The organism is Vibrio sp. Y58_MX_L22 (assembly GCF_024181865.1).
Taxonomy (GTDB): domain Bacteria; phylum Pseudomonadota; class Gammaproteobacteria; order Enterobacterales; family Vibrionaceae; genus Vibrio; species Vibrio alginolyticus.
Map to the genome: position 1 here is coordinate 18,363 of NZ_JAMZAN010000005.1, position 14,220 is coordinate 32,582.

Consider the following 14,220-nt stretch of genomic DNA (forward strand, 5'->3'; position numbering starts at 1 on the left):
ATAACCTCTCTAAAGGAACCCTTACCCAATACACTCCTTTTTACGTGACGCATTAAGCAATAGTTTTGTTACAGAATTAAGAATAGAACGAAAACGGTTGTTTGCTAGTTGTTTCTATTAAGGTCGTGCTTCGCGTAACACACTTTACGTTCTAACGATTAGAGGAAATGAAAGAGAAAAAGTTCCACGTAAAAAAAAGCCCGCTTCAGCGGGCGAATAGTCACAGATGCATTACACAAAAGTGGATAACTAACTGCATGAATGCTGTCACTCAGCTAGCTGACTCACTTTATATTGGTTAAGTGCTTGTTTGAAACTTAACCAACAAATTCAGCATATACGAGTTTTATCTTTGTGACTATTTATGTTTTATATGTGATTAAAAATTCTCATGTCTATTTTTGTAGATATGAGCGAGATCACGCAGTGATAGAAACACTACGTGTCATTACATTGTTTTTAGACGATTAACGACAGATCTCAGCTACGGTCGGCTGACACAATTGGATAAGATCTTGGATAGAAAGCGCCAGTCCAGCCATGCGATCGCCACTGCTGATCGTGACTTCCTGTTCTTCTAGTAAGCTAGGGTCGAACACGATTGGCATATGACGTTTTAGTAGCAGAGGAGTGACAGTACCAATTTTGTAACCAGTGATGGACTCAACATCGGCTTGATCAACACAAGTCATCCGGCGACATTTCAGTAACGAGCGCACTTTTTTGGGATCAACGCTACGATCACCTGGCGCACAGGCGAGTGCATATTGATTACCCATGTCTCGTAGCAAGATTGCTTTCACCATTTGAGAAGGGCGAATGCCGCGTTGGTGCGCGGCATCCTCAATGGTGGTTGCTGGTCTTTGATGCGGTAACAGACGAAACGGAATGTGTTGGTCTGTGAGAAATTGCATCAAAGGAGTATTGATTGTATTACTCATCATCAAGACTGTAAGGCAGTGATTCGATTGTCCATTCACATTCTGGTTGCGCAACCAAACGAAGACGAGTGTCTTCATCGAGATTATTAGGCAGTACGATCAGGCCAATCGCGTGATTGTCACTGAACTGGTAGTGATTTAACAAAGCACCTACTGAACGCCAGTTTTCACCTACGCTGCGTTCGAGCTCAATTGGTTCGTCACTGAATGGAGCAGAAGTCGCACCTTTTACGATATACATCGCACGTTTATTGGTACCGCGATACTTCGCTCGTGCTACCGTTTCTTGTCCCGTGTAGCAGCCCTTTGTGAAGCTTATGCCTCCTAAAGCTTGAACGTTGAGTGCTTGTGGAATGTGAGCATTCTGCGCGGATGCAGAGACAAATGGTAAACCTGCCTCAATATCGAAACGATTCCAAAGCTCATTTGTCGTAAAGACAGCGTCGGTAGTTTCAACGATTTGCTGTGCTTCTGGCGCACTTAATATCAGTAACCAGCGATCTTGTGCAACTTGCACGGCTGTGCCACCGTCAACTGGGCGAACGCTGCCAGTTGTCTTGCTCATTGTTGAAATGAATTCGTCGGCTTTAACGCCAGCAACGCCTAAGATAACGTCATCAGAAGCTTCAATCGTTACTTTAGAGAAAATGGCGTATTTCTTTATTTCATTAAGTTCTACGTCAATCGCCGATCTTGGTTGGATCATGCCGTAGCCATCATGATGATGGAAAAGGCGGAACACGCTCCACACTTTGCCTTTTGCATCACAATGTGCGCCCAGTGTTGATTGGTCTTGTTCTAAAGAAACAACATCGCAGGTAACCTGACCTTGTAAGTATGATTTTTTATCGTCACCGATCATGGTGATCATGCCGAAGTTATCCAGCAGTGAGATAGATAACTCTGGAAGTGCGTCTTGAGTTGAGAGAGGTAATGCTGAAAAACGAGTTTGCCATTCCATAATTACAATGCCTTTTGAAGATATTTTTCCGCTATGTTATACCCAAATAACCTTGAGATACTAGGGGAGCGATTTACGAATCAACATTTGTCTGCTTTCACTATCGTATTGTGACCCGCACACTAGTGACGTAGCACATCCCTTGTTACACTCCGCACTAACAACAAGACATCTATGAAGGAATAGTGAATGTACACTCCGGAAGAAAAAGCGCGTATTAAATGGGCTTGTCGTCGAGGCATGCTTGAGCTTGACGTAGTAATTATGCCGTTTTTTGAAGAGTGCTTTGATACTCTGAGTGAACAAGAGCAGCGTGACTTTGTTTCTTTACTTGAATGCGATGATCCTGATCTGTTTACTTGGGTAATGGGGCATGGCCGTAGCGAAAATTTAGGTCATGCAGCAATGGTTGATAAAATTGTCGCCCATAACCTCAGCAAAGTTCGTTAATTTTACTGCTTCTCCCTCTCTGACTGCCCGAGTCTTCAATGTTGTACTTTTCTTATTGATGACTTGGGCTGTTATCTTCTCTAGCATTCCGATCGTATTATCGACTTATTTGTTATTACTGATTGTTAAGGCTCTCTCAAGCCAAGGCCTTGTTCAACCTACAAGTCATGGGCATTGGTATGTGCACTGCGATGGCTCGGTTAGGTTTGATGCCCTTGAGTATGGCGAATGCTCGGAAGATATTGAGTCCGAAAAGGGTCATTTACAGCGAGTCGATACATCGGCATCACCATTCAAGATAACATTCCAATTGCAATCTGGCCGTAGTGTTACGATTTGGCGTGATAGCTGTGACGATGAGCAGTATCGTCAACTATCTTTGGTATTACGCCAATGGGAAATGAAACAGGGAGCTAATGCTCCCTGCTGATGTAATAGTTTACTTGGTAAAGTTAAAGCTGTTTAGCTGGAACCAAAATCGTTGGGCCGCTGTTTTCCAGTTGGTTCGGATAGTCAAGCGTGTAGTGCAAACCTCGACTCTCTTTACGCTGCATCGCACAACGAACCATCAACTCTGCTACTTGTAAAAGGTTACGCAGTTCTAATAAGTTGTTCGACACGCGGAAATTGCTGTAGTACTCGTGTGTTTCTTGTTGCAATAGTTGGATACGGCGTAAGGCGCGCTCTAAACGCTTGTCAGTTCGCACAATGCCCATGTAGTCCCACATAAACAGACGAAGCTCGTGCCAGTTGTGCTGAATGATCACTTCTTCATCACTATTGGTTACTTTGCTTTCATCCCAACATGGCACCTGTGAGGGTAGCTCAACGTTAGTGTGATGTTTTAGAATATCTTTTGCCGCAGACCAAGCATAAACCACGCATTCGAGAAGTGAGTTTGATGCCATGCGGTTAGCACCATGCAGCCCGGTGTAGCTAACTTCACCAATCGCATACAAATTTTTCAGATCGGTGCAGCCATTTCTATCCACCATGACACCGCCACAAGTGTAGTGTGCAGCAGGTACGATTGGGATTGGCTCTTTAGTCATGTCAATGCCCAAGTCCATCAAACGTGAATAAATGGTTGGGAAGTGTTTCGTAATAAAGTCAGCAGGCTTATGACTGATGTCGAGATACATACAGTCGGCGCCTAAACGCTTCATTTCGAAGTCGATAGCACGAGCCACGACGTCACGCGGAGCAAGCTCTTTACGTTCATCGAAATCTGGCATAAAGCGAGAACCATCTGGACGGCGCAGGTAAGCACCTTCGCCACGCAACGCTTCAGTCAGCAAGAAGTTACGTGCTTCTGGGTGATATAAACACGTAGGGTGGAACTGGTTAAATTCCATATTCGCCACACGACACCCTGCACGCCAAGCAATCGCAATACCATCACCAGACGACACATCTGGGTTAGAGGTGTATTGATAAACCTTTGAAGCACCACCTGTAGCGAGAACCACAAATTTGGCTCGCACGGTTTCGACATGCTCTTCGTTGCGGTTCCAAATATAAGCACCGATAACTTTGTTTTTATCACCGCCAATTTTGTCTTCGGTGATTAAGTCCAGAGCATTGTGACGTTCGAGAACATGAATGTTTGGATGGTTATGAGCGTTATCTTGCAGGGAGGTTTGCATCGCCATACCTGTCGCATCTGCCGCGTGAAGAATACGACGACGGCTATGACCACCTTCACGAGTTAAGTGGTAGCGAGGTTCATCGTCAGAGTCATCTTCTTCACGATCAAATGGGACACCACCGTCAATCAACCACTGTACACACTCTTTTGAATGCTCAGCAATGAACCTTACGGTCTCCTCATCGCAAATACCATCCCCGGCGATTTGCGTGTCTTCAACGTGTGAATCAATGGTGTCTGACTCATCAAATACGGCAGCGATACCGCCTTGAGCATAGTAGGTTGCCCCTTCGCTGCGTGGTCCTTTACTCAGCACCATCACCTTACAGTGGTTAGCAACGCGCAAAGCCAACGACAAACCTGCCGCGCCACTCCCTACCACTAATACATCACACTCATGTTCACGATTTGTGTTCATATAACTTTTATAATCCCAAGCTAAGGTAACAAAGTTACCTTGTGTATTATTTGCACACCATGTGCATTCCATTATCGCGACATCTGTCGCTAAGGGCTAAGTTGGGAGACCTATCGACGTCCGTGTTACGGCGGTGACTGAGCCACTCTTCTTTTTCATGCAGAGCATGAGCATGCTTCCTAAGTTATAATTTGTAACGCGGTGTTCAGATAGCCATTAGCCATGCAAATGAAAAGTAATAGTTTGTCAATGCCATTGCTTTTCCATGCCCGACCCAGCACAATCTGGGACAGAGATCATTCATTATACCCATTTCCCTCCAAGATGCTCGCTTGTCAAACTTAGACTAAAGTCAGGCAGCGGTGGTCATTTGGGTACAGACATCACACTGTGAAAAAACAATGACAAAAAACTTGAGAAACCATGGAACTTTCTCATTCACGTTAGGGTCACAATAGTGCTCAAGTAAGCAGTGGTGTCAATACTACGTTTTGCATAATTAGTACCCATATCTGAGAAGAGTAGGGGCATAACAAATAGGAGTATCCGCTCGAATGAACGAGCAGCTGACCGATCAAGTATTGATTGAGCGAGTTCAGAATGGCGATAAGCAAGCATTCAACCTGTTGGTAACAAAGTACCAGAATAAGGTATGTAATCTTATTTCCAGATACGTTAGTAATCCTGGCGATGTACCAGATGTAGCACAAGAAGCGTTTATTAAAGCTTACCGAGCTATCCCTAGCTTTCGTGGGGAAAGTGCGTTTTATACGTGGCTGTATCGCATTGCAGTGAATACTGCGAAAAATCACATTGTTGCTCAAGGGCGTAGACCTCCAGCGACAGATGTCGATGCTGAAGATGCTGAATTTTACGAAACAGGTAGTGCACTTAAAGAAATATCGAACCCTGAGAACTTAACGTTGTCCAAAGAATTGCAACGGGTGGTGTTCAGTGCAATCGAAGCTTTACCTGAAGATTTAAAAACCGCAATGACATTACGAGAGCTCGATGGCTTGAGTTATGAAGAAATTGCAGAAGTGATGGATTGCCCGGTAGGAACGGTACGATCGCGTATCTTCCGTGCTCGTGAGGCGGTGGAAAAGAAAATCAGACCTCTTTTGCAACGCTAGTACAAGTAATAACTATGGTGAAAATAATGGCTGACAAAGAAAAACTTTCAGCTCTCATGGATGGAGAATTGGTCGATAAGGCTTTAATTCAAGAGTTAGAGCAAGACCAAGAGAGCCGTGATGCTTGGCAGAACTATCACCTGATTGGTGATGTGATGCGAGGCGAAGCGCCAGCAAAACCTGAGTGGAATATTGCTGAAAGCGTGGCGTTAGCGTTAGAAGATGAACCTGCACACCGTGCGTTTGATTCGCACAGTGCAAATGTTATCTCAATTGCGGATACGCCAAAAGAGTCGCAACCAGAACCGCAAAAAGCAAAACGTCAGTTGCCAGGTTGGTTGACGCAGTTTGGTCAAGTTGCTGTTGCTGCATGTGTATCGCTTGTTGTTATTTTAGGTGTACAGCAGTACGGTGGTAGCGATTCAATGTCGCCGCAAACAGATCAATTACCTGTATTGCAGACGGTTCCGTTTGCTGGCAGCGCAGAACCAGTGAGTTTGACTCGTGAGTCTGTAGAACGTTCTGTAGGCGAGGCAAATATGCAAGAGCAGCGCAAGCGTGTTCATGCTATGCTGCGAGACTACGAATTGCAGTTACGAATTAACAGTGATGCATCTCAACAAGATGCAAATCTGAATCCGGATATTGAATGAAAAAATTTCTGATCAGCGCTTGCGCTCTGTTCAGTATGATGTCTTCTCAAGCCTTTGCTGGTGATAAGCCAGCGGAGGCTTTATTGCATCAAATGAGCGAGGCGAGTAAGAATTTAAGTTACGAACTCTCTTATATCCTTATCAAAAAGAACAGCATTGAGCCGTTGCTGTATCGTCATGCCACGCATGGTGACGATCAATATGCTCATCTTGTCTACTTAAGTGGCCCTGTGCGTGAAGTGATTCGTCGCGGAACTGAAGTAAGTTATATCGAAACGGGTTTAGAACCGTTCACCATCGAGTCAGGTAAAATGGTCGCTCCGACTATGCCTATGCTCAACACCAATATCGATGAGCTAAACTTGTATTACGACTATGTAAAAGTGGGTAGAGCTCGTGAAGCTGGTGTGGCAACACAAGTGTTGCGTATTGTTCCTAAAGACGGTCTGCGCTATTCATACGTACTATGGATCGATGAAAAGAGTAAATTGCCGTTACGTGCCGACCTTGTGGACCGCGATGGTGAGATGCTTGAACAATATCGCACTATTTCTTACACGGTAAACCCAAAAATCGCAGAGTTAATGAGTGGCCTGCAAGATGTCCAATTACCTGCTGTTCTCACCATGCCAAAAGGCGATATTGGGACCAGTAATTGGCAGGTTGGTTGGATCCCTGAGGGTTTCGAGCCGAACGAGCTCAACCGCTATCGAATGGCCGTTACTAACCAAATGGTGGAGAGTCAGCTGTATTCTGATGGTCTGTTTAGCTTCTCTGTTTACGTAGCAAACAAAGATGAGCATTCGTTAAAAGGGCAGTTGGTTCGCCAAGGCAGAAGAACGCTACACAGTTTTGTGAGCGGTCAACATGAAATCTCTGTTGTAGGAGACATTCCACCGACCACAGCACAGCGTATCGCCCAATCTGTCACATTTAATGTAACAAAGGGTAAATAACAATGATGACCGCGTTGGCTACCGTGACAGACGTGCATCGTCGCGGCAAGCAATACGAAATTGATTTAAGTTGCGAACAGCAGACCAGTTGCAGTAGTTGCTCTTCACAGAAAAGCTGTGGAACGGGCGTTGTTACTAAAGCCATTGGTAACAAGAGTTTATCTTGGCACCTGCGCACGGATAAATCGGTGAAAATAGGTCAAGTCGTCGAGATTGGTTTTCCTGAGTCGAGCCTAATAAAATCAGCAATGGCGGTTTATTTACTGCCATTGTTTGGTTTGATTATCGGTGCGATGTTTGGTCACTTCCTATTAGCGCCGCTGACAGCCGGCGGGGAAGGCATCATCATATTGGCATCGGTATTGTTTGCCGCTGGTGGAATGTGGATCGCAAAACGTGTTTCTCGTCCGTTAGAAGATGAATCTAAGCGCCAAGTTACCCTCGTTCGGGTACTTGGAGAGCCAATCCAGTAAGTGCTGTCCCCCTCCACTAAAGGTTATTTGGGTATGTACTTTAAATTACGTGCGCCCGTTAACGAAATTCGGTAGAATCTGCCAACTTGATTGAAATGCCGTCAGTAGATGGCGTTTCTTACTGTCCCTATTTGTAAAGAGTTAGTCACCCTAAATCTATGAAGCACATTCGTAACTTTTCGATTATCGCCCACATCGACCATGGTAAGTCGACCCTATCAGACCGTCTAATCCAAGTTTGTGGCGGGTTAACCGATCGTGAAATGGCCGCACAGGTTCTGGATTCTATGGATCTTGAACGTGAGCGTGGCATCACCATCAAATCTCAGAGTGTGACGCTAAACTACACCGCTAAAGACGGTGAGACGTATCAGCTGAACTTCATCGATACTCCGGGGCACGTTGACTTTGCATATGAAGTATCACGTTCTCTGGCGGCTTGTGAAGGTGCGCTATTGGTTGTGGATGCGGGTCAAGGTGTTGAAGCTCAAACACTGGCTAACTGTTACACCGCGATCGAAATGGATCTAGAGGTTGTGCCAATCTTGAACAAGATTGATCTACCAGCAGCCGATCCTGAGCGTGTAGCGGAAGAAATTGAAGAAATCGTTGGTATCGATGCAATGGAAGCAACCCGCTGTTCTGCGAAGACAGGCATCGGTGTTGATGACGTTCTAGAGAACATTGTGTCAGCGATTCCAGCACCGGAAGGTGATCCAGATGCGCCACTACAAGCGCTGATCATTGACTCATGGTTTGATAACTACCTTGGCGTTGTTTCTCTAGTGCGTATTAAAAACGGCGAACTGAAGAAGAACGATAAGATCAAAGTGATGAGTACGGGCCAAGTTTGGGGTGTGGACCGCCTTGGTATCTTTACGCCAAAACAAGTGGATACCGATACCCTTCGTACTGGTGAAGTAGGTTGGGTTGTTTGTGGTATCAAAGACATTCTTGGTGCCCCTGTTGGTGATACGCTGACTCTAGCGAAGAATGGTTGTGATAAACCGCTACCAGGCTTTAAGAAAGTTAAACCTCAGGTTTACGCAGGTCTGTTCCCAGTATCTTCTGACGATTACGAGAACTTCCGTGATGCGCTGGGCAAATTAAGTCTAAACGACGCATCGCTATTCTACGAGCCAGAAAACTCAGCGGCACTTGGCTTTGGTTTCCGTTGTGGTTTCCTTGGCATGCTGCACATGGAAATTATCCAAGAGCGTCTAGAGCGTGAATACGACTTAGATCTTATCACCACGGCACCAACGGTAGTTTACGAAGTTGAAAAGACCGATGGTGAACTGCTGTACGTTGATAGCCCTGCCAAACTACCAGCGATCAATGATATTGAAGAAATTCGTGAACCGATTGCGCGTTGTAATATCCTTGTGCCTTCAGAGTACCTAGGTAATGTAATCACCCTGTGTGTTGAAAAGCGAGGCAGTCAAGTTGATATGGTTTACCACGGTAACCAAGTCGCTGTGACTTACGATATTCCAATGGCTGAAGTGGTACTGGATTTCTTCGATCGTCTGAAATCAACATCACGCGGTTACGCATCTTTGGATTACAACTTCCAGCGTTTTGAAGCTTCGAACATGGTACGTGTAGACGTTCTTCTTAACGGTGACACTGTTGATGCATTGGCGATGATCACACACAAAGATCAGTCTCAGACTCGCGGTCGTCAGTTGGTAGAGAAGATGAAAGAATTCATCCCTCGCCAAATGTTTGATATCGCAATCCAAGCGGCAATTGGTAACCACATTATCGCTCGTTCAACGGTAAAACAGTTGCGTAAGAACGTTATCGCGAAATGTTACGGTGGTGACGTAAGTCGTAAGAAGAAACTTCTGAAGAAACAGAAAGAAGGTAAGAAACGCATGAAGCAGATCGGTAACGTCGAGCTGCCTCAAGAAGCGTTCCTAGCCATCCTTCACGTAGGTAAAGACTAAAGTTGAACTTTGTCTCACACTTGTCGGTCTTAAGACGTTAGATATTAAAATAAGTGAAAGGGTTTCGGCTCTTTCACTTTCGTATTTTTAGATAAGGGAATTTAATGGCGAATACATTCTCACTGATGTTGGTTATTGCGACTTTGGTAACTGGCGTGGTTTGGCTATTGGAAAAGCTGGTTTTCGCGAAAAAGCGTCAGGAAAAACTGGCTGAGATTCAAGCTCAGACGTCTAATGGTTTGGATGCAGTGACCTTGCAAAAAGTAGAGCGTCAGCCTTGGTGGGTTGAAAATAGCGTCTCTATTTTTCCTGTGATCGCGTTCGTTTTAGTATTACGTTCTTTTATCTACGAACCATTTCAAATCCCATCAGGCTCAATGATGCCTACCTTGTTGGTTGGCGATTTCATTTTAGTTGAGAAGTACGCGTACGGTCTAAAAGACCCAGTATGGCGTACTCAGCTTGTGGAAACTGGTAAGCCTGATCGTGGTGATATCGTGGTCTTCAAATACCCACCACAACCAAGTGTGGACTACATTAAGCGTGTAGTTGGTTTACCTGGTGATATCGTGCGTTATTCAAGTGATAAGCAGCTTTGCGTGCAAAGCCAAGGCGAATCGGCATGTAAGCCAGTTAAACTGAGCAATGTTGAAGAAAGTCAGTTTAGCTCGAACGGTATTCCAATGATCCAACTGGATGAAAAATTGGGTAACGTTGAGCACAATATTTTGGTTAACCCTCTTGTGCGTAACCGCGTGGAGCAATATTTCCCACGCAGCGGAACGACAGAGTGGGTTGTACCACAAGGTCAGTATTTTGTGATGGGTGATAACCGTGACAACAGTGCTGACAGCCGTTACTGGGGCTTTGTTCCAGAAGCAAACTTAGTCGGTAAAGCTGTCGCGATCTGGATCAGCTTCGAGTTTGATCGTGGCGCAGATAGTGTTCTACCTTCATGGATTCCAACTGGTGTGCGTTTTAACCGCATCGGTGGCATTCACTAACCATTCAAATATCGAGAGAGTATGAATTCTCCAATTGATAAACTAGAGAGAAAGCTTGGCTACCAGTTTCAAGATGCCGGGCTTATCAATTTGGCGCTGACGCACCGCAGCGCCAACAGTAAGCACAATGAACGTCTTGAGTTTCTGGGCGATTCAATTTTAAGTTTTGTCATCGCTGATGATCTGTACCATCGTTTCCCAAAAGTGAACGAAGGTGACATGAGCCGCATGCGTGCTACTTTGGTTCGCGGACATACATTGGCGGAACTGGGTCGTGAATTCGATCTAGGAGATTATTTAAAATTAGGTCCAGGTGAATTGAAGAGTGGCGGTTTTCGCCGAGACTCTATTTTAGCCGATGCGGTTGAAGCCATTATTGGCGCAATTTACCTAGACAGTGATCTTGAAGTTGTGCGAGGCATTGTACTGAGTTGGTATCAGTCACGCCTTGAAGCCATTAAACCAGGCGTTTCACAGAAAGATCCGAAAACTCGCCTACAAGAGTTCCTACAAGGCAGAAGAAAACCGCTGCCTGTCTACACAGTGACTAATATTAAAGGTGAAGCGCACAACCAAGAGTTCACGGTTGAGTGCGAAGTAGCAGGTGTGGATAAGCCTGTAATCGGTAAAGGCACCAGCCGCCGCAAGGCAGAACAAGCGGCTGCTGAAACAGCACTTGAGCAATTAACAAATGGCTGATAACGAATTCGATATCGATGCGTTTTTCGCATCACAGGGTGAGCCAAGCTCGCCAGAAAACCAACACTGTGGCTTTATTGCGATTGTTGGTCGTCCAAACGTAGGTAAGTCGACACTTTTGAACAAGATTTTGGGTCAGAAGATTTCGATCACCTCTCGTAAGCCGCAAACGACACGCCACCGTATTATGGGTGTGGATACGGACGGCGATTACCAAGCGATTTACGTCGACACGCCTGGACTTCACATTGAAGAAAAGCGTGCGATCAACCGTTTGATGAACCGTGCTGCTAACTCGTCATTGAGTGATGTAAACCTTGTGTTCTTCTTAGTCGATGGTACGCATTGGACTAAAGACGATGAGATGGTGCTGACCAAACTTCAAAAATCGAACTTCCCAGTTGTGCTTTGTGTAAACAAAGTCGACAACGTACAAGATCGTAACGACGTGATGCTACACATGGCGGAGATGTCGAAGAAGATGGACTTCGTGGATGTTGTGCCAATCTCTGCCAAGCAAGGTAAGAACATTGATGTACTGCGTAAGCACGTGCGTAATCACTTACCTAAAGCAACGCATCACTTCCCAGAAGAATACGTGACTGACCGTTCTCAGCGTTTTATGGCGTCTGAGATTGTGCGTGAAAAGCTGATGCGCTTTACTGGTGAAGAGCTGCCATACTCAGTAACGGTTGAGATTGAGCGTTTTGATTACAACCCAGAAACCGACGGTTTCCACATCAATGCCTTGATTCTTGTTGAGCGTAATGGCCAGAAGAAAATGGTGATTGGCAAAGGCGGCGAGAAGATTAAAACCATTGGTCGCGAAGCGCGTTTAGATATGGAAGAATTGTTCGGTCGTAAGGTTTACCTAGAAACTTGGGTAAAAGTGAAATCTGGCTGGGCAGACGACGAACGAGCGTTGCGATCGTTGGGTTATATAGACGATTTATAATCTTGGCTGCGAAGGTGCTTCGCTCCAACATCGATGAAAAATCAGTATCGATTAAAATAAGGAGCCGCTCGGCTCCTTATTTTTTATTTCACACTTTTTAGGCACAATGACTTAGATGAGTAATCTGTCTTCCGAAGGTTTACAGCGCTGTTTTGTATTGCACCGACGCCCTTACAGTGAATCGAGCTTAATCCTTGATGTATTTAGTGAGGAATATGGCCGAATGACTTTAATGGCCAAAGGCGCGCGCAGTAAGCGTTCGAACTTAAAAGGCGCATTGCAACCTTTTACCCCGCTATTACTTAAATGGTCGGGGAAAGGCTCAATGAAAACTTTGCGTCAAGCCGAGCCGATAAGCCTAGGTTTGCCGTTAACGGGCATTAATCTCTACTCAGCCATGTACGTCAATGAACTGATTGGCCGTATTTTGATGGCTGAAGTGCCGATGCCAGCACTATTTCATGATTATTTGCATGCGTTAACCGAGTTGGCGCACAACGAGAACCCTGAGCCTGCACTGCGTCGTTTTGAGTTAGCCTTGTTGTCTGCGATGGGGTATGGCGTGGATTTTTTGCATTGTGCAGGTACCGGCGAGCCCGTCGACCCAGAAATGACCTATCGTTACCGGGAACAGAAAGGGTTTATTGCTTCGGTTAGGCGCGATAACCTAACGTTTTTAGGGAATGAACTGATTGCTATCAGTGAGCGGCGGTTCGTCACTAAAGAGCAGCTAAAAGCGGCAAAACGCTTTACACGTATAGCCTTAAAGCCGTATCTTGGCGGCAAACCTTTAAAAAGTCGTGAATTTTTCATTCAGACCCCCAGAGCACGGAGTAACGGAAAATGAGCTCAATTTATTTAGGCGTCAATATCGACCATATTGCCACTCTACGTAATGCACGTGGTACAAAATACCCGGATCCTGTTCACGCTGCTGAAATTGCAGAGCGTGCAGGCGCGGACGGTATCACTATCCACTTACGTGAAGACCGTCGCCATATTTTGGATCGTGATGTACGTATTCTGCGTGAAACCATTCAAACGCGTATGAATCTAGAGATGGCAGTGACGGACGAAATGGTTGAGATTGCGCTGCAAACTAAACCAGAGTTTGTGTGTCTAGTGCCTGAAAAGCGTGAAGAACTGACGACGGAAGGTGGCTTAGATGTAGTAGGGCAGCTTGAAAAAATTAAAGCTGCGACGAAAAAGCTGACAGATGCCGGCATTAAAGTTTCGCTCTTTATTGATGCTGACCGTCAACAGATTGAAGCTGCGAAAAAGTGTGGCGCTCCGTTTATTGAGCTACATACTGGCCATTATGCAGATGCGACGACAGAAGACGAGCAACAAGCTGAACTGAAGAAGATTGCCGCTGGTGCTAGTTATGCACATGATCTAGGTATTATTGTTAATGCCGGGCATGGCCTGACTTATCACAATGTCGCACCAATTGCTGCATTACCAGAAATTTACGAACTCAACATTGGTCACTCAATCATTGGTCGCGCGGTATTTGATGGTTTAAATAAAGCGGTTGCTGACATGAAAGCATTGATGATTGAGGCTCGCCAGTCATAGGGCTATCTAGATGGCGATTATAGGGTTAGGGACCGACATTGCAGAAATTGAGCGTATTGAAAAAGCGTTAGCTCGTAGTGGTGAACCTTTTGCTCAGCGGATTCTTTCAGAAGAAGAAATGGCCAAATTCTCACAGCTTAAGCTGCAAGGTCGTTATCTTGCTAAGCGCTTTGCTGTTAAAGAAGCTGCCTCAAAAGCATTGGGGACAGGGATCGCAAAAGGGGTCACGTTTCACGACTTTTCCATCTCGAACGATGAGCTTGGAAAACCAGTACTCGCATTGACGGGCACAGCCAAGCAAATAGCGGATGCGATGGGTGTTAACCACATTCACCTGTCCATTTCCGATGAGCGTCATTACGCTGTGGCGACGGTCATTTTTGAATCCTAGCTTGTAAG

The 14,220-nt window shown here is 45.4% G+C and carries 16 protein-coding genes; 13 read left to right on the top strand and 3 right to left on the bottom strand.

The window, feature by feature from the left end; genetic code table 11:
- Nucleotides 1-467: 467 nt before the first annotated feature.
- On the bottom strand, nt 468-941 hold the full coding sequence (locus NL626_RS12815) for an aminoacyl-tRNA deacylase (RefSeq protein ID WP_005384562.1): 474 nt from the start codon (nt 939-941) through the stop codon (nt 468-470).
- Nucleotides 934-1,902 (bottom strand): tRNA-modifying protein YgfZ, encoded by a 969-nt coding sequence (gene ygfZ / locus NL626_RS12820; RefSeq protein WP_065274852.1) that lies wholly within the window; start codon nt 1,900-1,902, stop codon nt 934-936. The genes NL626_RS12815 and ygfZ overlap by 8 nt, the downstream gene beginning before the upstream one ends.
- Before the next feature lie 189 nt (nt 1,903-2,091).
- On the opposite strand from ygfZ, the gene NL626_RS12825 reads away from it, so the two are divergent.
- Entirely contained in the window at nt 2,092-2,352 is a 261-nt protein-coding gene (locus NL626_RS12825; RefSeq protein ID WP_005380951.1) for a succinate dehydrogenase assembly factor 2, read from the top strand.
- Nucleotides 2,321-2,782: a protein YgfX gene (locus NL626_RS12830; RefSeq protein ID WP_248486986.1), complete on the top strand. Its 462-nt coding sequence runs from the start codon at nt 2,321-2,323 to the stop codon at nt 2,780-2,782. The genes NL626_RS12825 and NL626_RS12830 overlap by 32 nt, the downstream gene beginning before the upstream one ends.
- 22 nt (nt 2,783-2,804) lie before the next feature.
- Here NL626_RS12830 and nadB read toward each other — a convergent pair whose 3' ends face one another.
- Complete coding sequence (gene nadB, locus NL626_RS12835) at nt 2,805-4,418, bottom strand: L-aspartate oxidase (RefSeq protein WP_005380947.1); 1,614 nt, start codon at nt 4,416-4,418, stop codon at nt 2,805-2,807.
- 554 nt (nt 4,419-4,972) lie between these two features.
- On the opposite strand from nadB, the gene rpoE reads away from it, so the two are divergent.
- The 11 genes from rpoE to acpS all read left to right on the top strand — a co-directional run bounded on the left by rpoE (nt 4,973) and on the right by acpS (nt 14,212).
- Nucleotides 4,973-5,551, top strand: coding sequence for an RNA polymerase sigma factor RpoE (gene rpoE / locus NL626_RS12840; protein WP_005380946.1), 579 nt, complete (start codon nt 4,973-4,975; stop codon nt 5,549-5,551).
- 26 nt (nt 5,552-5,577) lie between these two features.
- On the top strand, nt 5,578-6,204 hold the full coding sequence (locus tag NL626_RS12845) for a sigma-E factor negative regulatory protein (RefSeq protein WP_005380944.1): 627 nt from the start codon (nt 5,578-5,580) through the stop codon (nt 6,202-6,204).
- Nucleotides 6,201-7,160: a sigma-E factor regulatory protein RseB gene (gene rseB / locus NL626_RS12850; RefSeq protein ID WP_151515120.1), complete on the top strand. Its 960-nt coding sequence runs from the start codon at nt 6,201-6,203 to the stop codon at nt 7,158-7,160. The genes NL626_RS12845 and rseB overlap by 4 nt, the downstream gene beginning before the upstream one ends.
- A gap of 2 nt (nt 7,161-7,162) precedes the next feature.
- Entirely contained in the window at nt 7,163-7,633 is a 471-nt protein-coding gene (locus NL626_RS12855) for a SoxR reducing system RseC family protein (RefSeq protein WP_005384575.1), read from the top strand.
- A 158-nt stretch (nt 7,634-7,791) separates the two neighbouring features.
- On the top strand, nt 7,792-9,585 hold the full coding sequence (gene lepA, locus NL626_RS12860) for a translation elongation factor 4 (protein ID WP_154205030.1): 1,794 nt from the start codon (nt 7,792-7,794) through the stop codon (nt 9,583-9,585).
- Nucleotides 9,586-9,689: 104 nt separating this feature from the next.
- Nucleotides 9,690-10,589, top strand: coding sequence for a signal peptidase I (gene lepB, locus NL626_RS12865; RefSeq protein ID WP_154205031.1), 900 nt, complete (start codon nt 9,690-9,692; stop codon nt 10,587-10,589).
- A 21-nt stretch (nt 10,590-10,610) separates the two neighbouring features.
- A complete protein-coding gene (rnc, locus tag NL626_RS12870) occupies nt 10,611-11,288 on the top strand; it encodes a ribonuclease III (protein ID WP_005380932.1) in 678 nt (225 codons plus the stop codon).
- Nucleotides 11,281-12,243, top strand: coding sequence for a GTPase Era (era, locus tag NL626_RS12875; RefSeq protein WP_005380931.1), 963 nt, complete (start codon nt 11,281-11,283; stop codon nt 12,241-12,243). Before rnc ends, era begins: the two co-directional genes overlap by 8 nt.
- Nucleotides 12,244-12,358: 115 nt before the next feature.
- Entirely contained in the window at nt 12,359-13,090 is a 732-nt protein-coding gene (gene recO / locus NL626_RS12880; protein ID WP_005384578.1) for a DNA repair protein RecO, read from the top strand.
- Complete coding sequence (pdxJ, locus tag NL626_RS12885) at nt 13,087-13,821, top strand: pyridoxine 5'-phosphate synthase (RefSeq protein ID WP_005384579.1); 735 nt, start codon at nt 13,087-13,089, stop codon at nt 13,819-13,821. The genes recO and pdxJ overlap by 4 nt, the downstream gene beginning before the upstream one ends.
- A gap of 10 nt (nt 13,822-13,831) precedes the next feature.
- Nucleotides 13,832-14,212, top strand: a complete 381-nt coding sequence (gene acpS, locus NL626_RS12890; RefSeq protein WP_005380927.1) for a holo-ACP synthase — start codon at nt 13,832-13,834, stop codon at nt 14,210-14,212.
- The last annotated feature ends 8 nt before the right edge of the window (nt 14,213-14,220 follow it).